Below are 19390 nucleotides of genomic sequence, written 5' to 3' on the forward strand. Positions count from 1 at the left end.
CCAACTCTCCGCTGAATAGGGAAGAATTGGAGTGGTGCTGTACTTACGATTAATGCAGCTGGAATTGCTGTTTAAGCGGCGTTCCGTCGTTGTCGTCATTAACGTTGCACTGTGGCAATACGTTGGTACGGAACGGCATCACCTGAGAACGACCATCGGCGTTTACGATCTGATAGAACTGCGGCAGGTTAAAGTTGATAAAGCTTGAACCATAGGTAAAGCGGTCATGCGATGACGAATAGAAACGGCTAACGTCGCGCACCAGCTCTTCTTTGCTGCCTTCGCAGTGGTGATAAACTTCCACACGGTTGGTTTCATCCAGAATGTAGATGTTAAACCCGTCGTTATCCCCATCTTCAAAGAAGAATTGGATTATCCCTTCGCTGGCATAGCCATCAACCACGGCAGGCAGATGCACCTGCTCGGTTTCCACCTGAATAGAAAGACCATGCAGCTTGTTATTAGAAATAGCGCCATAGAACTCAACCGCATTTTCCAATTTCTGCACCGATACGCTCAGACGTTCAAAGAACAATCCCCACGTTTGCCCCGCGACGCGTACAGCTTTAAAGCGCCCCGGTTCTAATCGCGTGCTAGACAAGCGAAGGTCAATACATTCAGAAACCAGCTGCTGTAACCGCGTGCGAATTAACCCGCGTAAATGCTGGCTGTAGCACAAGACCTCAACGGACTCCGGCGGAGCGGCATCCTGATGCATTTTGCCTAAGATCGTTTTCAGCGCTTCTAATACCGCCTGCTCACCGCTGAAATGCAAGGTACGCACCTCATTCCACGAGTTGCGATACAGCAGGTCGATACTGCCAACTAAGCATTGCTGTTGCTGACCAAAGCTAAAGACATCCAGTTTGCGGAAATCAAAATGCACCACCTGATTGCGGAAAGCGGCCGTTGGATCATTTTCCAAGTTGACGATAATCGCCAAATGGCGGATCTCACACGGGCTGTATAACGCTTTCGGCGATGGCGCAGGCAAGCGAATAGGGAAATGCTGCGACACATCATGCACCAGCCCCTGAAGCTTATTGATATCGCACAGGTTGTTGTTGCTCTTGATGTGTAACTTAGTCTCCGCCGTCAGCAATCCGTTGAAGTAGGCCCACGCCACTAATTTGTTTAAGTAGCGGTTATATTCCAACGGCTGATGGCTGATGATGGTATCGATAGTCGGTGCTTGGTTATACAAGTACCAGCCGGTGCGGTTCGCGCGGCCAATCGGCACATGAATAAACGTTAAGTTTTTTTCTGACAAATCCGGCGATATTTGCGGGTTTACCAGCGTCACTTTACCCGGCAACGCTTCAAACGCAGCGTAAAGCTTACGGGTCAATACCCCGATATCTTGTGGGCTAGCGCTCACGCTTAGGTTATTACGACGTGCGAAGCGAATGAGGTTGCGATAGCTCTGCATCATCGCATCTAACAGCTCATTATGCGCTTCACGCACGCGTTCAATTTTCCAGTTGGCGCGGTCATCAAGCACTTCGATACGCTCTTGACTCCAGCCCCAAGACTCAACCAGTTGGCTTAAAATTTCACGCCGCCAGCCAACGCAGGCGCGGCTGCGCGATAATTTTTCACACACTTTGAGATAGAAGCAGCGACGAGCCAGATCGAGACGCGCGGTATCATTGATTTGCTCAAGATAGTGCGTCACACGCTCTAGCATCATGCAGTAAGGATCGAGTCCGAACGAGACAATTTCGCCTTTATGTAAACGTTGTTTGATGGTGATAGCTAGCAGCTCAGCGTTGGGATATTCCCATGAGTAAGCTTCCAGCAACAACGTTTTCAATACGGCTTTGTACGGCGAATCGATGCTTTTATACAGCTGCCACAGGCTAGCGCCAAAGTATTCTTCGGCAGACAGCGAGCTTAGACCGCCAAGATCGAGCCATTCGTTTGGCGTAAGCGCGCCCTGCGAGTACAGCGACATGACATACTCGTCGTAATGCGCTTCCTCTTCGCTTGGCACCATATTCCACAGAATACGTTTGCCCGCTAGGCGTACTGCGGTGCGGTAGAACTCATCAAGCAACAGGATATGCTGGGTAGACCCACAGTCTTCCCCACCCAAACTGCCGCTTTCGTTATGACGAAAACGGTTTTCATCGATAAGGAAGAAGCTGACTTCAACGCCCAGCGATGCAGCCCATTTTTCCAGCTGTGTACATTTTTGCTGTAACCGATTGCGCTCTTCGCCATCTAACCAAGATTGATGACAAACCCAAATATCCAGATCCGAACTACAGCTTTGCCCAATAGAAGAAGTACTTCCCATTGAGTAAACGCCAGTGATCGGCAATTGGCCAGGGTGATCTTCTGCGATGGAGCCCGGAGAGCGAAGATCGATTTCATGTAAGTAGGTTTGCTGATTTTCATCAGGCGTGTAGAAACAAATGCCGTGGGGAACGTTACCATCAAGGTAACCCGGCATCAGCGGGTGGTGGTAATGCAATAGGGTTGGCAGCAGACTGTAAACCTGTTGAAAGGCCGGCCCCATGGCCGCTAAAGCGCGATCAACTCGAAGTTGATTTATCGCATCCAGTCTCTGTTTCAGTGTCTCGATGTAGAGGTACAAGACGTTTCGCCTGATTATTCCAGTGTCTGAGAGAAGCCTGTTTCCGTACCTTACCGTTTTTCTGGTAAGAAATGTTTTAATAAGAAATTGCTGGAAACGTGATCAATCTAACACCTTGCTGGTTGACCGTAAAGTATGTAAAGCCACACACTTATTGTAGCACCTTTCTTGTCTTTGATCTTACCGACTATTTCATCCATTCTCCTTCCTGATTATTTTCCCGCCAAACAGCCATTAGGTTCCAGCGCTGCACGTTTGCGAACAAAATGATAGGATGAAGCATAGGATAAAAATGGATATTCACATGCTAGATATAACCCTCAGCCACATCAGATCCTCCGTATCGCCACCCGACAAAGCCCGCTGGCGTTATGGCAAGCCTATTATGTGCGCGATCATCTACAGGCCCATTGGCCAGATTTGACCGTGGAACTGGTGCCGATGGTGACGCGTGGTGACGTTTTATTAGACACACCGCTAGCAAAAGTTGGCGGTAAAGGATTGTTCGTCAAGGAGTTGGAACTTGCTTTGCTCGATGGGCGCGCCGATATCGCCGTTCACTCAATGAAAGATGTTCCGGTCGCTTTTCCTGAAGGTTTGGGGCTGGTGACTATCTGCGAACGCGAAGATCCACGTGATGCTTTTGTATCACCGAAATATGCTCGACTTGAAGACCTACCTGAAGGCAGCATCGTGGGCACATCAAGCCTACGCCGCCAGTGCCAGCTTAGAGAAATTCGCCCAGACCTTATCGTTCGCGATCTTCGTGGCAACGTAGGGACTCGCTTAGCTAAGCTGGACAACGGCGACTACGATGCCATTATTCTGGCCGCTGCCGGTTTAAAACGCTTAGAGCTTGAAGAGCGTATCCGTTATGCATTACCACCAGAACAATCCTTACCTGCCGTAGGCCAAGGCGCCGTCGGCATCGAATGTCGATTGGACGATGCAAAAACCCAAGCCTTGCTCGCACCGTTGAATGATAGCGATACCGCGACTCGAGTTATCGCCGAGCGCGCCATGAACACGCGTTTAGAAGGTGGCTGTCAGGTTCCTATCGGCAGTTATTCAGAGCTTAATGGCGATGAAATATGGCTACGAGCGTTAGTGGGCAAGCCTGACGGTACTCTGATTATTCGTGGTGAACGCCGTGGGCCACGCGCTCAGGCGGCCGAACTGGGAGTTTCGCTAGCAGAAGAACTGCTAGAGCGCGGCGCGCGTGAAATTCTAGACGACGTGTATCAAGGACAAGCGCCACGATGAGCATCTTGGTAACTCGCCCATCACCTGCGGGTGAGGAATTAGTCAGTAGACTACGAACCCTAGGGCGAGCAGCCTATCATGCTCCATTAATCGACTTCACGCCGGGAACTGGCCTCGCTGCGCTACCAGATCTTTTAGCGCAGCTCCGACAAGGCGATTTAGTTTTTGTTCTATCGCAGCACGCAGTACGCTATGCGCACTCGTATCTACAACGCTCCGCGATAGCATGGCCACGCGAACTCAACTATTTTGCCATTGGCCGCCCAACTGCGCTGCGTTTACATACGGCGACAGGCTTGCCGGTTGCTTACCCCCAGCCACCTGAAACCTCTGAATCTTTGCTATTGCTCCCAGAACTGAGAAATATCGCTGGCAAGCAGGCATTAATTCTGCGCGGCAACGGTGGACGAGAGCTGTTGGCAGAAACATTGACCCAACGTGGCGTGAGCGTAACACTGTCAGAATGCTACCAACGTTGTGCTATCCACTATAATGGTGCAGAGCAAAGCGCACATTGGCGACGACAGGGCATTTCAACACTGGTCGTGACAAGTGGCGAAATGCTGCAACAACTGTATGATTTAGTTCCTGATTACGATCGGCAAATGTGGTTACTACATTGCCGCTTGATTGTGGTTAGCGAACGGTTGGCTACCCTCGCCCAGGAATTGGGCTGGAAAGACATTCAGGTAGCTGAAAGTGCTGATAATGACGCGCTGATCCGCGCGCTACAATAACTGACTATGGGAAGTGCCAAGATGACGGAACCGACAACCCCGCCTGAAAAGGTTGAGGAAACGAACACCGCGACTGAACACGAGATCCAGCCAGCATCTAATCTCAATAACAATACTTCTGGTGAGCAGGTCGCTAAAACTGTGAAAAAAGAATCCGCAAAAGGGCCGGTGCTCGGCGCTATCGCTATCGTTATAGCAATCGCTCTCGGCGCAGGTCTGTATTATCACGGCCATCAGCAAGCTCTGGCTCAACAAGCTGAAAACAATGAGCTCAGCGACCAACTGACCGCATTGCATACTGAACAGGCACAAGAAAAACTGCGCATTAATGCGTTGATCAATCAGCAAAACAAAGCGCTTAGCGTGACCGATCAGCTGCAAACTTCACAGTCGCAGCAGCTAAAAGAGCTTGAAGCGAAAGTGGCCGCGATTTCCGGCAGTGATGCGAAAAACTGGCTGCTGGCTCAGGCGGACTTTCTCGTCAAACTTGCGGGCCGCAAACTGTGGAGCGATCAGGATGTCACGACCGCAGGCGCATTGTTGAAAAGCGCAGATGAAAGTTTGGCTGAAATGAATGACCCAAGCCTGATTGATGTTCGCCGTGCGATTACCGAAGACATTGCCTCGCTGGCCAGCGTTAGCCAAATTGACTTCGACGGCATTATTCTCAAGCTGAATCAGCTCTCCAACCAAGTTGACGACCTGCGCTTAGCGGATAATAACTCCGACGAAGCGCCGATGGATGAAGACGATGGTGAAGTGTCGAGTTCACTGACCGAATGGCGACAAAATCTGGTGAAAAGCTGGCATAACTTTATGTCGGAATTCATTACCGTGCGCCGTCGTGACAGCAGTGCCGAGCCTTTGCTAGCACCAAATCAAGACGTCTATCTGCGCGAAAATATTCGTTCTCGCCTTCTGGTTGCCGCGCAGGCTGTTCCTCGTCATCAAAACGAGGTTTATCAACAGTCGCTTGAAACTGTCTCAACGTGGGTACGTGCATATTTCGATATGAACGACCCAACAACTAAAGCCTTCCTGAGCCAGCTCGATGAACTCAGCCAGCAGTCCATCAATATGGATGTTCCTACGGATCTGAAAAGCCAGCCGTTGTTGGAAAAGCTGATGCAAACCCGCGTGCGTAATTTGATGGCAACACCTTCTGTGCCAGCCGCTGCACCCGCAACGCAGGGGGAATAGACATGCTTAAAGTTTTATTGCTGTTTGTTATCCTGATCGCAGGGATCGTTCTGGGGCCGATGTTTGCCGGTCATCAAGGCTATGTCCTCATCCAAACGGATACCTACAACATCGAAACCAGCGTGACATCGCTGGTGATCATGCTGATCCTGCTGATCGTGGTTCTCTTCGCGATTGAATGGGTGCTGCGCCGCGTGTTCCGCACAGGTGCCCGCACTCGTGGTTGGTTTGTTGGACGCAAGCGTACTCGCGCTCGTAAGCAAACGCGTGAAGGCTTAATGAAGTTAGCCGAGGGTGATTACACTCAGGTTGAAAAACTGCTTTCACGCAATGCGGATCACGCAGAGCAGCCTGTCGTTAACTATTTGCTGGCCGCAGAAGCCGCCCAGCAACGCGGTGACGACCTACGCGTAAACCAGTATTTGGAACGTGCGTCAGAAGTTGCTGATAGCAACCAGCTGCCTGTTGATATTACTCGAGTACGTATCCAATTGGCGCGTGGTGAAAATCATGCGGCCCGCCACGGCGTAGATGCACTGCTTAACGTGGCTCCGCGCCACCCCGAAGTGCTTCGTTTAGCCGAACAGGCATATGTTAAAACGCAGGCATATCAGTCATTGCTTGAGATCCTGCCGAGCTTGGCGAAAGCCAACGTGTATAACGATGAAGAGATCCAGAAGCTACAGCTGCAAGCTTACATTGGCCTGATGAACGAGCGTATGGCCAACGGCGGTAGCCTCGCGCTGAAGGGTTGGTGGAATGACCAGAGTCGTAAAACCCGCCATGAAACAGCGCTGCAAGTGGCCATGATTGAGCATCTCATTGAATGCAACGATCACGATACGGCTCAGCAGATTCTCGTCGATGGTCTGAAGCGTAAGTTTGACGAACGCTTAGTGTTGCTGATGCCGAAACTGAAATCAGGTAATCCTGAACAGTTGGAAAAGCTGTTGAACCAGCAAATTAAGCAGCATGGCGCAAGCGCGCTGCTTAACAGCACCTTGGGTCAGCTCTTGATGCGCCATGGTGAATGGCAGCAGGCAAGCGATGCGTTTCGTGCCGCGCTGAAACAGCGTCCTGACGCCTACGACTACGCATGGCTGGCTGACGTACTTGATAAGCTGCATCGTCCAGAAGAAGCGGCGCAGATGCGACGTGACGGATTGCTACTGACGCTCAAACAAGAGCAGCCAGTGAATCCCTCCTAAGAATTGCTTCACCTCTAAAAGCCCGCATAGCGGGCTTTTTTTATCGCTATTTTTAGGCAAAAAAAACACCTGCCAAATGGCAAGTGTCTAAAAGGACAATCAGATCTTAGGACAACTGATTGGTGTCTCACTCAACGTTACGCCCGTAGCTTGATGAAGGGTCAAGACCACTATCATCAGAATCGGACAATAGACACCGTAAATTGGCTCTGCATCATTCGGAGGTTTATGAAGCTTTCGCAAACATAAGGAGGTGAATGAGCATCTACAGAATAGATATTGCACATAGCGTGCCAAGTTTTATCTATCCGGAGTTTAAACCGTATTTTTCCACTATTCGTTAAGCCTGATGCTTTATTCACACGCTGGCGTTTTAGCCGATTGCGCGCTCAGTTCGCCTCTCTGAACTATCTAGCCATATTGAATCTATAAACTGTCGCTTAAAAACGACAGCGTTACCTTCACTATTATTTGTTCAATTAAATTAATAACTTATAAGTCTCAATTCAGAGACATCACATGTGGCTTTTGTCGTGAATAGCCAACGAGTTAACAATAGTCTTTTAAAATCAATAATATAATTAAAAACAAAGCGCTAGGGCTAGCACGGAATAGTTTATGGGAAATGAAACGAAAGAAGAGGAATTTTAGACGAAAAAAGACCCCGCATTGCGGGGTCTTTCTCAAGAGTGGTCGGCGAGAGAGGATTCGAACCTCCGACCCACTGGTCCCAAACCAGTTGCGCTACCAAGCTGCGCTACTCGCCGATACAATTCTTTTCACCGATAATGCCAATTTCACATTATGGTTTTCTAGCTGTCTGAAAAAGATTTCTTTGCAGAAAATCACTTTCATAAATTGGTCGGCGAGAGAGGATTCGAACCTCCGACCCACTGGTCCCAAACCAGTTGCGCTACCAAGCTGCGCTACTCGCCGATAACTCTTTAAACCACCAAGAGTTCGTACTGCTAAATGACCTCAGTCATTTTACTACTCACAGATTTACCAATTCTAGATTGGTTGTGGTGCGAAGAGAGGGACTTGAACCCTCACGTCCGTAAGAACACTAACACCTGAAGCTAGCGCGTCTACCAATTCCGCCACCTTCGCAATGCCACTTAAATCTGGGGTGGCTAATGGGACTCGAACCCACGACAACTGGAATCACAATCCAGGGCTCTACCAACTGAGCTATAGCCACCATCAATTCTTCTAACGCGGTATCGTATTGTACTACATACTACCTCAATACCACCGCAGCTCTTGCACACAAAGCTCAATAAAAAGCTTTTTATAAAACTGGTGCGCCCGACAGGATTCGAACCTGAGACCTCTGCCTCCGGAGGGCAGCGCTCTATCCAGCTGAGCTACGGGCGCTTAGCGCCGTTGCGGGAACGGATATTACGGACTTGGTGCCATGCTGTCTAGTGCTTTTTGTCATAAATATTGTGTTTGATTAGACTTTGCGCATTCTGACGCAAAAGTCGACGCTTTACTCTACGACTTCTATCAAATCATCAGTGTTTATCAGCTATCGTTGGATTTTCATCCACCAAGCCCCTAACGAATGAACATACCGATGACAGAGAAAAGTGACAACAATAAGGGGCTAAAAGCCCCTTTGGTTTACTGGCTATAGACGACCGCCGTAGTAATACCCTAAAAACTTAAGCAGTTTCAGCTGACGACGCCAGCGTGTAGGCTGCGACAGCAAGCGATACAGCCACTCCAATCCAAGATCACGCCAAACTTTAGGCGCTCGCTTCACGTGTCCAGTAAATACGTCGTAGGTTCCGCCTACACCCATATACAGGGCATCAGGATGAACATTACGACAGTCGCGCATTAGGATTTCCTGTTTAGGCGATCCCATCGCAACTGTCACAATCTTTGCACCGCTCAAACGGATGCGCTCAAACAGCGCGGTACGGTCTTCAGGTTTAAAGTAGCCATCTTGGCTACCCACGATATTCACGTTCCACTGTTGGCGCAGCTTAGCTTCGGTTTCAGCCAGAACGTCTGGTTTGCCACCAATCAAGAATACCGGTGTTCCGCGCTCTCCGGCACGCTGCATCATGGCTTCCCATAAGTCAGCACCCGCTACGCGACTTAAATTCGCGTTTGGATATTTGCGGCGTATCGCACGAACCATGCTGATGCCATCACAATATTTGTATTCCGCCGCATCAATCAGCTCGCGCAAAGGCTTATCCACCTCCGCGGTCATAACCTTTTCAGCATTGATGGCAACCAAGGTGCCGGTCTTGAGTTCCCCGTCATCAAATAGGTGCTCAAGAAAGTGTGACATATCACGGAAGCCCCAAAGTTCAATACCCCTGATGTCATATTTAGGAATGGGGTTTGTCGTCTGCATGTTCATTATCCTTGTAATACCTTTACAGCCGGAGCCGTAGCTCGTGATTTGCGATTCCGGTATACGTGCTGTCGAATCAACCCGGCACTATCAAACAGCCAATAAAGTAATTTTGCGAGTAGTAGGCAAAGTCCAAAAACCAAGCAGAAGAACACCACGCGTGAAACAAAGGAGTCCACACCCTCACGCGCCAGCACGATAATGTTAAATACCGCACCGAAACAAAATGCCTGCATCACGGCGGCTTTGTAACGGTTCGGCTCGCGCTTGCCCTTTTCATAGAGCCAATCAAACCACTTAATAATCATGCCCACCGCAACGGCGCCTAGCGGGATAAATGCAACACCACCCATGACGACCAAAGAACCAATCAGCGTTGGCGAAATAGCGAGGCCAGAATGGTTGTTCAATACTTCCCACGTAAAGTAGTTGGCGGTATTGAATACTTGATCGGGACGCCCAGGCCACATCCAACTTGGGATGAAAACATAGAAGTCGCGGATGATCGGCGCCAATCCTTGGAATTCAATTTTGTCGTAGTTCTGCAGCAGTAAGCCTAAGTTTTCCCACGGTGAGAATGTATCTCGCGTGAGGTATAAGAACGTATAAAACGCCTCATCGCCGCTCACGTTCATCCCGTAGCGTTTAAGCGCAAGCCAGAACATGCCGACGATACCTAAAACACCGGCAGCCACTAACATCCACAGCGTGATCCAGCCGCGAACAATGCCGATAAATAAGAACAGCGCAAAGGCGATGATAATATTGGCGCGGGTTCCCCCCACAATCACATAGGTCAAAATACCAAATGCTACCGTGCTCACCAAAAAGAACAGCCACGCACGCTGATCCTGCTTGAGAAAGTACACCACCAGCATGGCGGGGATGAAGAAGTAGAAGAAGCGTTTAAGCGCCACGCCCGATACATCGCTGGAGAAGATCTGGCTATACGAATGCAGCTTAAACAGCAAGAAACCGTTGTTCATAAAGAACACGCCAACGGTGCCAATCGCAATCAATGCCAGCAGGATCCATGTCAAATGCGCTTCGACACGGTTAACACTAAACATCGAACGTTCAACGTTAGCCTTCTGTACCGGTCTTAGGCGGGTTTTATAAGTGACATAATAGATGGCATAAAATGCCGTTGCTGAAAGCTGGGCATACAGCAGATATTCAACGGGAACAACCGTCACATCAAACCGGAATACCAGCATGCAGGTCAGCGGAAACCCAAAGTAGAACGTCAGTAAAAACAGCAATGAAAAGAAAACATTGAAGTTAAAGCGTACTCGGCGAAACTCTTTGTAGGTCAAAAATAGAACGAAAACGACCGAGAAAAAGTAGACCAGCGAAAGCCCGCCTAATTGCGCTAGAGTCATACCTGCTCCCCTGCAGCAATGGCTAATGCTTGCTGCCAACCATCAATATAGTTTGGATTAAAGAACGCAATTTGGCTCTTATCGACCCCGCTCATCTGCCGCTGCGCTTCACGAACTACGCTTGGGTCTAGCGAATCACCATAAAACAATACGGGCAAATGCTGCTCAGCCAAATCCTGCCAGAATGGATTCTGACGACTCAACACAAACGGCACCCCAAACTGGATCAGCAGGCACAAAGTCCCAATCCCCTGTTGGCGATTGAAAATGAAATAGCCCAAATCACAGCGGCGCAAAATATCGAGATAATCGTCGAAAGCCACCTGCTCCGTAAGAAGCTGTACATTCTCAACGGGGAATAACCGCTCAGCGGCTTCTCTCACTTGAGCAATATAGGCATCATTATTTGCCGGATAGCCCAGCGGGATGATTATGCGATTATCGCAGCCGAACTGCTCTTTGATAGCTTCCAACGCTTCAATATGACGATTCGTCCGATCGCCCGAATTCCCCACTAAAATAGTCAGCGGGCCATCCGGTAATTTTGTTGGATTTTCCAGCGTCAACGCCGGATCCATTCGCGTAGGAAAATAGAGCAAAGAAGCGGGTACGCGAGGATGACGCTGCTGGTAATGGATTAAATCACCGCGCGTAGCAAATACGTGTCCAACTCGCCCTTGAGCCACTCGGCGTAGCAGATAGAAAAGACGGAATTTCCAGCTGGTTGCATCCTCGTACAGATCGGCGCCCCAAACATGCCAAGCCACCTGTGAGGATTTGATTTTCCCCGTCAGTATCGCAATCCACAGCGTGGGATTAAATTGGCCATGCATAAAGAAACGCACCGAACGATCGGCTTGAGCTCGCTTGATGACCGCTTCAGCTAAGCTTTTTTTATCGGGCCAAACGGCAACATCGAGGTTATCAAATGCACTAAAAGCCGATGCGTCGCGTGCGGCAACCATAAAGTGCCGAGCCTGTCCTTCAGGCATGCGTTCACTCAGCACATCATTAAAGAAGCGCAGCACGGTAAGGTTATGGTGTGGGATATCCGATCCCAGAACGTGAATCAGTGTCGTCATGCCCGTCTACGATAAATCAAGAATACAGATGTGCAGAGCAGGAAATAGACGATGTAAGTCGCCATATATGCCTGAGCTGCCCCAAGAGCGCCATGCTGCGGGATCAACCAATGCGAGAACCCGGTTAGCAAGATGAACTGACTAACTTCGGTCATGACATAAAAACGCAGCGATGCTTTAGCAATCACCAGATAGCCAAAAACATAAGAACCGACTTTCAATACATCACCAACCAATTGCCAAGCAAAGAGATCGCGCATCGCCGTAAATTTATTGGAGAACAGCAACCAGATGGCAAAATCTCGCAGCAACCATACGGTAAAACTCGCTACGGCTACTGCTGGCAACACAAACATGAGCGAACGCGTAATTTCACGGCTAATCTCATGCTTACTCACCAACCGAGACAACGTCGGCAACAGATAAACGCTAAATGAGGCGGTGATAAACTGTAGGTAGGCATCTGAAATACTGCTTACACCCTGCCAAATCCCCACTTCATCCCAGCTATAGTACTGAGCAAGCAGATTTCGCATCATCACATAGGCCACCGGCAGCGTCACCGACGTGATGAGCGCCATGATGGTGAATTTGCCCAGATGACTCGCAATGGCTTTATCCCAGCCGAGACGAAAATAATTTAGCGGTATATGTTGGCGTTTAAATAGCATGAACGCCGCGGGGATCACCACAATGGCCGGAACCAGCGCCAGCCCAGCCAATGCGCCAGGGTAGCCACCAAACGCATAGCAGAGATAGTACGCCACAACGCCCAGCAAACTACCGCCGATAATTGATAGCGCGTTGCCACGTGCGTCACGGAAGCCTTTTAGCACCGCCATAAAGAAGTTGGCGTAGGCAATCCCCATCTGGATAAACGCCACGGCGCGGACTATTGGTTGATAGTCTGCGTGCCCGAATAAACCGACGCTTATCGGTTCAGCGGCGATCAGGAATACCACCGCCAGCAGGGTCGAAAACCCTAAAATCATGCTGGACGAGGTACCAACGACCGCTTTTAAACGATCTGGCTGCTGATGGTATTCCGCGACGTATTTGGTGATACCGTTAAAAATGCCGGCACCTGATAGCACGCCCAAAACAGTAACCATCTGGCGAAAGTTCCCCGCCTGACCCACACCGCTAGGGCCAAAAGAGACTGCCAACAGTTTTACGACCAAAAGCCCTACCCCGATTTTTATCAGAGTAGAGCCTGCCGTCCAAAGAGATGCTTTTGCTAATGACATCAGCCGAAGAAACTCAGGATCGTGTTGATTACCGTTCGTTGATTTACGTCAGGCATATTATAGAACAGCGGTAGGCGCGCTAAACGCTCGCTCTCTTTGGTCGTGAAGATGTCCTCACCAACAAAGCGACCAAAGCGTTCGCCAGCTGGGCATTCATGCAGCGGAATATAGTGGAATACCGACATAATTTCGGCTTCTTTCAGATAGCTGATAAATGCTGAGCGCTGCTCAATATCATTCAGTTTAAGGTAGAACATATGCGCATTTTGCTGGCAATCATCAGGTACGGATGGGAGCTCAACCTTGCCCTTTTGGGCTAACGGTAAAAACGCATCATAATAATTCTGCCAAAGCTGCAAACGACGCTGATTGATCTTCTCTGCGGCTTCCAACTGAGCCCATAAATAAGCGGCCTGTAGATCAGACATCAGATAGCTAGAGCCAATATCACGCCAGGTATATTTATCGACCAAGCCACGGAAGAACTGGCTACGATTGGTACCTTTCTCGCGGATAATCTCAGCACGCTCAATCAGTGCCGGATCGTTAATCAGCGTTGCGCCGCCTTCACCACCAGCGGTGTAGTTTTTGGTTTCATGGAAGCTAAAGCAACCAATATGACCAATGGAGCCCAGCGCTTTGCCCTTGTAAGTCGACATCACGCCCTGAGCGGCATCCTCCACCACAAACAGATTATATTTTTTTGCCAGCGCCATAATGGTGTCCATTTCACAGGCCACGCCTGCGTAGTGAACTGGCACAATCGCGCGGGTTTTATCCGTGATAGCGGCTTCAATTTTGGTTTCATCGATATTCATCGTATCTGGACGCAGATCGACAAAGACTACCGTCGCACCACGCAACACAAACGCATTGGCCGTGGAAACAAAGGTAAAACTCGGCATGATAACTTCGTCACCAGGCTGAATATCCAGCAGCAGCGCGGCCATTTCCAAAGAGGCGGTGCACGAAGGCGTCAGCAATACTTTAGCGCTGCCAAAGCGTTGTTCCATCCATTGCTGGCAACGGCGAGTAAAACCACCATCACCGCACAGCTTGCCGCTGCTCATCGCAGCCTGCATATACTCAAGTTCGGTCCCTACCACTGGAGGAGCATTAAATGGAATCATGTGTTCACCTGTATAGCCAGTAGGCCGTGCTTTCAATCACGGCACCGCTGCGAATATAAAGCCGTAAAGCCGGAATATTGCCGATTTGCGTTGCAACATGCAGACGCGATAGGCTTTTATCCCGACACCAATTTTGTGCCAATAGCATTAACTGCTTGCCGACGCCCAGACCGCTAGATTCTGGCGCAACCGCCAGCAAACCAATTCTGGCCTCGCCGTTATCAAGAGCTCGCAAAGTGACAAAACCCGCGGGTTTCATCTGTGCATTCAGAACTAACAGACATTGATGGTCAAAGGTGCCCACCACGGCTTTTTCCACCCACTCGGCGTAAAATCGCGCACTATCGCCTGTTTGGTACCAAGGTGCACGAAAGCGGCTGAGCGCGAAAGCCTGAGCGGCCTGAGCCCGCAACCAAGGAATATCCTCAGTCGAAGCAATGCGGCTAGAGGTAGCCATCGTCTGTGAGTTAGCAGGTTCTGTGCCAAGTTGGTCTTTTTCTATGGAAAGAGAAAGATCTATTTCCCCCTCGACTAAACGAAAACCTAGATTGGCTAAATCATCCGCCAGCGCGACTCGGTCGGCGGGAATTTTGGCCTGCACAATATCAAACGGCTGAAAATCAGCCGTTGTTAATATTGGGGCCGCCGTTGAAAAAGCTAACTTGGCGGTGCGGAGATGAAAATATTCACTCTCCCATGCCAGGGGTTCAATACTGGCGTGGACGCACATGCAATAGATCCATTAGGTATTTGCCATAGCCCGTTTTAACCAATTTTTGTGCCGCACGTTTCACACCATCATCGTCAAGCCAGCCATTGCGCCATGCAATCTCTTCAAGACACGCTATTTTAAAGCCCTGACGCTTTTCAACCGTTTGCACAAACGTACTTGCTTCAATCAAACTGTCGTGAGTCCCAGTATCTAGCCAAGCAAAACCACGGCCGAGTAATTCAACGCTCAGCTCACCACGCTCTAAGTACACCTGATTGATGCTGGTAATTTCCAACTCACCACGTTCAGAAGGCTTGATCTGTTTCGCTATATCAACCACTTGATTATCGTAGAAATAAAGCCCAGTGACCGCCCAGTTTGATTTAGGATGTTCTGGCTTCTCTTCAATGGAAAGAGCACGGAATTCGTCGTCAAATTCAACAACACCGAAACGCTCAGGATCCATCACCTGATAACCGAATACCGTGGCACCATGCTGACGTTTCGCTACGTTACGTAACTTAGGGCTAAAACCTTGTCCAAAATAGATATTATCCCCCAGCACTAAACAGGAGGACTCTCCATTAATAAAGGCCTCCCCTATCAGAAAGGCCTGTGCTAAACCATCAGGGCTAGGCTGTTCCGCATAGCTCAGGTTAATACCGAACTCTTCACCACTGCCAAGCAGACGCTGAAATGAGGGCAAATCCTCAGGAGTAGAAATAACCAGAATATCCCTAATCCCCGCCAGCATTAAGACTGATATCGGGTAGTAAATCATCGGCTTATCATAAATTGGCAGCAATTGTTTAGACACACCACGAGTGATTGGGTGTAAACGCGTGCCAGAACCGCCCGCTAGAACTATACCTTTCATAAATCATGCCCTTCATGAAGCAGCCACAGTAATATAATTAACCCAAAAACGGCGAATCTTATTCCCATGGTGACAAATTATTGCAGACCCAAGCGCTCACCGGCGTAAGAGCCATCCTGCACACGCTTCCACCACGATTCGTTGGCCAGATACCATTGAACCGTTTTACGAATGCCGCTTTCAAAGGTTTCTTGAGGTCGCCAACCAAGCTCACGCTCAATTTTGGCTGCATCAATGGCGTAACGCATATCGTGCCCAGGGCGATCGGTCACATAAGTAATTAAATCAGCATAGTGCTCAACACCTTCTGGTTTGTTAGGAACAAGTTCCTCCAGAAGAGCACAAACGGTTTTCACAACGTCGATATTTTTACGTTCGTTGTGGCCACCAATGTTATAAGTTTCGCCAATCGCACCTTCAGTAACCACCAGATACAACGCACGCGCATGATCTTCAACATAAAGCCAATCACGGATCTGGGCTCCACTGCCATAAACCGGCAGCGGCTTGCCCGCTAATGCGTTGAGGATAATCAACGGGATTAGCTTCTCAGGGAAATGATACGGGCCATAGTTGTTCGAACAGTTGGTCACTATGGTCGGGAAACCATAGGTCCGTAGCCAAGCGCGTACCAAGTGATCGCTAGATGCTTTGGAAGCCGAATATGGGCTACTTGGTGCATATGGCGTTGTTTCAGTAAAGAAATCATCAGTGCCATGCAGATCGCCATAAACTTCGTCGGTGGAAATATGATGGAAACGGAATGCTTCTTTACGCGATGCATCGAGCCCATTCCAGTACTGACGAGCAGCCTCTAACATCGTATAAGTACCGACGATGTTGGTTTCAATAAAATCAGCAGGGCCATCGATAGAACGATCAACATGGCTTTCAGCGGCCAGGTGCATCACATAGTCAGGCTGGTACTGAGCAAAAACGCGATCCAATTCACTGCGGTTACAAATATCAACCTGTTCAAACGCATAGCGCTCGTTATCGGCTACGGGAGTGAGCGATTCCAAGTTGCCAGCGTAGGTCAGCTTATCAACCACCACGACGCTGTTATTGGTATCTGCAATGATATGACGTACAACGGCGGAACCAATAAATCCAGCACCGCCGGTTACAAGAATGCGTTTCACTTCCATACACCTTTAGTATCAATGATGTAAGTCTGAACAACTTGCTCCGCAGGAATGGCTTTAAACTGTTTATGATCAACCAGCATTACGATTACATCCGCATCACGTAACGCATCATCAATATTAGCCAGCTCGGCATGGCCAACCAGCTTCTTCGGTAGCTGCTCAATATTTGGTTCAACGACCAGCGTTTTACCTACATGCCACTCGGAAATCATGTGTGCAATTTCCATTGCAGGGCTTTCGCGTAAATCGTCAATATCAGGCTTAAAGGCCAATCCGAAGCAGGCAATTTTAACTTCAGCAGCGCGTTTGCCCGATTGAGCTAAGCAATCAGCCACGGTAGCCTTAACGCGATCAACCACCCATAGAGGTTTACCGTCATTCACCAGACGTGCCGTATGGATTAAACGTGCCTGTTGCGGATTTTGAGAAACGATAAACCAAGGGTCAACCGCAATGCAGTGTCCGCCAACGCCTGGACCGGGCTGCAAAATATTGACGCGCGGATGACGGTTGGCAAGGGAAATTAAATCCCAAACGTTGATCCCCTGAGTATCACAAATCAACGACAGCTCATTAGCGAAGGCAATATTCACATCGCGGAAGCTGTTTTCCGTTAATTTGCACATTTCAGCGGTGCGTGAGTTCGTGACTACGCATTCACCTTCGAGGAATATGTTATACAGCTCGCTGGCTCGCGCAGAACATTTTGGCGTCATTCCGCCAATGACACGGTCATTTTGGATCAGCTCGACCATCACTTTGCCCGGCAATACGCGCTCAGGGCAGTAGGCGATGTTTACATCAGCCGCTTCTCCGACTTGATGTGGGAAGGTTAAATCAGGGCGGGAATCAGCCAGCCAAGCGACCATTTGCTCAGTGGCACCGACAGGGGAAGTGGACTCGAGAATAACCAAGTCGCCTTTTTTCAGCACTGGCGCTATCGATTTTGCCGCAGACTCAACAAAGACCATATCGGGCTCATGATCGCCTTTAAATGGCGTAGGGACCGCGATCAGAAAAGCGTCTGCTGCTTCGGGTTTGGTTACCGCACGTAGGAAGCCTCCCTCAACGGCCTGTTTAACGACCTTGTCCAAGTCCGGCTCAACGATGTGGATAGCACCGCGATTAATCGTATCGACGGCGTGCTGGTTCACATCTACGCCAATCACTTTTTTCTGGCGTGAGGAAAATGCTGCGGCCGTTGGTAAACCAATGTACCCCAGACCAATAACAGAGATAGTTTCAAAACTCATAACGTCACCTGATGATTTTTTAGGGCTTCAAGGATGCGCTGACAGGCATGTCCATCGCCATACGGGTTATGTGCACGGCTCATCGCATGATATTCCTCTTCATTCGTGAGAAGCCGACTGACTTGTTCTAATATATCCTGAGTATCCGTCCCTACGAGGCGCACTGTTCCTGCATCCACCGCTTCTGGACGTTCGGTCGTATCTCGCATTACCAACACCGGTTTACCCAGCGATGGAGCCTCTTCCTGAATACCACCAGAGTCTGTCAGGATCATATAGGCGTGGTTCATGAGATAGACGAAAGGCAAATAGTCTTGGGGATCGATAAGAATCACGTTATCAATCCCACGTAAAATGCGGTTAACCGGCTCGCTCACGTTCGGGTTTAAGTGCACGGGATAAACGACTTGCACATCGGGATGCATGCGAGCGATCTCAGCTAATGCACTGCAAATACGTTCAAATCCGCCACCAAAGCTTTCTCGACGATGCCCGGTAACAAGAATCATCTTCTTGTTTTTATCCAAGAAAGGATAACGTTGATCGAGGCTTTCTCTCAGCTCATCATTGCTAAATACACGATCACGTACCCAAATCAATGCATCTATAACGGTATTCCCCGTCACAAAGATATTTTTGTCAGAGATCGCTTCTCTAATCAGGTTCTGTTTGGAGGTTTCCGTTGGCGCAAAGTGGAACATGGCCATATGACCTGTCAGAGTACGGTTTGCCTCTTCCGGCCACGGAGAATACAGATTGCCCGTGCGCAGACCTGCTTCAACATGGCCAACGGGAATACGCTGGTAAAAAGCGGCAAGGCTTGCGGCCATGGTGGTGGTGGTATCACCGTGAACCAATACGATGTCAGGTTTAAACTCTTCTAATACCGGCTTCAACCCCTCAAGAATACGACAGGTTATTTCACTTAGCCCCTGACCCGGTTTCATAATATTAAGGTCATAGTCAGGTACGATATTAAATAGATGTAATACTTGATCCAGCATCTCGCGATGCTGAGCGGTTACGCAAACTCTCGCTTCAAAGGCACTGTCCTTGGCCAAAGCATGAACCAGTGGTGCCATTTTAATGGCTTCAGGACGAGTTCCAAATACAGTCAATACTTTCACTGTAGATCTCTTTTTATCAGTAAATTACGACCATTAGCCGTAGTTTGGGCA

15 protein-coding genes and 5 tRNA genes are annotated in these 19390 nt (G+C 49.2%); 4 read left to right on the forward strand and 16 right to left on the reverse strand.

Going from position 1 to position 19390, the window contains the following annotated elements:
* Positions 1 to 49 precede the first annotated feature (49 nt).
* A complete protein-coding gene (locus DSM2777_RS02200; protein ID WP_046458546.1) occupies positions 50 to 2599 on the reverse strand; it encodes a class I adenylate cyclase in 2550 nt (849 codons plus the stop codon).
* A 333-nt stretch (positions 2600 to 2932) separates the two neighbouring features.
* Between DSM2777_RS02200 and hemC the strand changes: the two genes are divergently transcribed.
* The 4 genes from hemC to hemY are packed head-to-tail and all read left to right on the forward strand — an operon-like array spanning position 2933 to position 7007.
* The gene (gene hemC / locus DSM2777_RS02205) at positions 2933 to 3862 is read left to right on the forward strand and encodes a hydroxymethylbilane synthase (RefSeq protein ID WP_061553063.1); all 930 of its coding nucleotides are present in this window, start codon (positions 2933 to 2935) and stop codon (positions 3860 to 3862) included.
* Positions 3859 to 4599 (forward strand): uroporphyrinogen-III synthase, encoded by a 741-nt coding sequence (gene hemD, locus DSM2777_RS02210; protein WP_061553064.1) that lies wholly within the window; start codon positions 3859 to 3861, stop codon positions 4597 to 4599. Before hemC ends, hemD begins: the two co-directional genes overlap by 4 nt.
* A 21-nt stretch (positions 4600 to 4620) precedes the next feature.
* Complete coding sequence (gene hemX / locus DSM2777_RS02215) at positions 4621 to 5799, forward strand: uroporphyrinogen-III C-methyltransferase (RefSeq protein WP_046458548.1); 1179 nt, start codon at positions 4621 to 4623, stop codon at positions 5797 to 5799.
* A gap of 2 nt (positions 5800 to 5801) precedes the next feature.
* Positions 5802 to 7007, forward strand: coding sequence for a protoheme IX biogenesis protein HemY (hemY, locus tag DSM2777_RS02220; RefSeq protein WP_061553065.1), 1206 nt, complete (start codon positions 5802 to 5804; stop codon positions 7005 to 7007).
* A gap of 690 nt (positions 7008 to 7697) precedes the next feature.
* Here the strand turns inward: hemY and DSM2777_RS02225 are convergent.
* The 15 genes from DSM2777_RS02225 to wecB all read right to left on the reverse strand — a co-directional run bounded on the left by DSM2777_RS02225 (position 7698) and on the right by wecB (position 19339).
* Positions 7698 to 7774: transfer RNA gene (locus DSM2777_RS02225), tRNA-Pro, on the reverse strand.
* A 92-nt stretch (positions 7775 to 7866) separates the two neighbouring features.
* Positions 7867 to 7943, reverse strand: a tRNA-Pro gene (locus tag DSM2777_RS02230).
* Positions 7944 to 8030: 87 nt separating this feature from the next.
* A tRNA-Leu gene (locus DSM2777_RS02235) sits at positions 8031 to 8117 on the reverse strand.
* Positions 8118 to 8132: 15 nt separating this feature from the next.
* Positions 8133 to 8208, reverse strand: a tRNA-His gene (locus DSM2777_RS02240).
* A gap of 99 nt (positions 8209 to 8307) precedes the next feature.
* A tRNA-Arg gene (locus DSM2777_RS02245) sits at positions 8308 to 8384 on the reverse strand.
* A gap of 256 nt (positions 8385 to 8640) precedes the next feature.
* Entirely contained in the window at positions 8641 to 9381 is a 741-nt protein-coding gene (gene wecG, locus DSM2777_RS02250; RefSeq protein ID WP_418008946.1) for a lipopolysaccharide N-acetylmannosaminouronosyltransferase, read from the reverse strand.
* A 5-nt stretch (positions 9382 to 9386) separates the two neighbouring features.
* Entirely contained in the window at positions 9387 to 10763 is a 1377-nt protein-coding gene (gene wzyE, locus DSM2777_RS02255; RefSeq protein WP_061553066.1) for an ECA oligosaccharide polymerase, read from the reverse strand.
* Positions 10760 to 11845, reverse strand: coding sequence for a TDP-N-acetylfucosamine:lipid II N-acetylfucosaminyltransferase (locus tag DSM2777_RS02260; protein ID WP_061553067.1), 1086 nt, complete (start codon positions 11843 to 11845; stop codon positions 10760 to 10762). Before DSM2777_RS02260 ends, wzyE begins: the two co-directional genes overlap by 4 nt.
* Positions 11842 to 13092: a lipid III flippase WzxE gene (wzxE, locus tag DSM2777_RS02265; protein WP_061553068.1), complete on the reverse strand. Its 1251-nt coding sequence runs from the start codon at positions 13090 to 13092 to the stop codon at positions 11842 to 11844. Before wzxE ends, DSM2777_RS02260 begins: the two co-directional genes overlap by 4 nt.
* Positions 13092 to 14222: a dTDP-4-amino-4,6-dideoxygalactose transaminase gene (rffA, locus tag DSM2777_RS02270; RefSeq protein WP_061553069.1), complete on the reverse strand. Its 1131-nt coding sequence runs from the start codon at positions 14220 to 14222 to the stop codon at positions 13092 to 13094. Before rffA ends, wzxE begins: the two co-directional genes overlap by 1 nt.
* Positions 14223 to 14226: 4 nt before the next feature.
* Positions 14227 to 14952: a dTDP-4-amino-4,6-dideoxy-D-galactose acyltransferase gene (gene rffC, locus DSM2777_RS02275; RefSeq protein ID WP_061553070.1), complete on the reverse strand. Its 726-nt coding sequence runs from the start codon at positions 14950 to 14952 to the stop codon at positions 14227 to 14229.
* Positions 14930 to 15811, reverse strand: a complete 882-nt coding sequence (gene rfbA / locus DSM2777_RS02280; protein ID WP_061553071.1) for a glucose-1-phosphate thymidylyltransferase RfbA — start codon at positions 15809 to 15811, stop codon at positions 14930 to 14932. The genes rffC and rfbA overlap by 23 nt, the downstream gene beginning before the upstream one ends.
* A gap of 77 nt (positions 15812 to 15888) precedes the next feature.
* Positions 15889 to 16959, reverse strand: a complete 1071-nt coding sequence (gene rffG, locus DSM2777_RS02285; RefSeq protein ID WP_174521844.1) for a dTDP-glucose 4,6-dehydratase — start codon at positions 16957 to 16959, stop codon at positions 15889 to 15891.
* On the reverse strand, positions 16950 to 18212 hold the full coding sequence (gene wecC / locus DSM2777_RS02290) for a UDP-N-acetyl-D-mannosamine dehydrogenase (RefSeq protein ID WP_061553072.1): 1263 nt from the start codon (positions 18210 to 18212) through the stop codon (positions 16950 to 16952). Before wecC ends, rffG begins: the two co-directional genes overlap by 10 nt.
* Positions 18209 to 19339 carry a non-hydrolyzing UDP-N-acetylglucosamine 2-epimerase gene (gene wecB, locus DSM2777_RS02295; RefSeq protein ID WP_061553073.1) on the reverse strand — a complete coding sequence of 377 codons (1131 nt, stop codon included), beginning with the start codon at positions 19337 to 19339 and terminating at the stop codon, positions 18209 to 18211. Before wecB ends, wecC begins: the two co-directional genes overlap by 4 nt.
* Positions 19340 to 19390: the final 51 nt, after the last annotated feature.

It is taken from the genome of Obesumbacterium proteus, assembly GCF_001586165.1.
In the GTDB taxonomy this organism is placed as follows: domain Bacteria; phylum Pseudomonadota; class Gammaproteobacteria; order Enterobacterales; family Enterobacteriaceae; genus Hafnia; species Hafnia protea.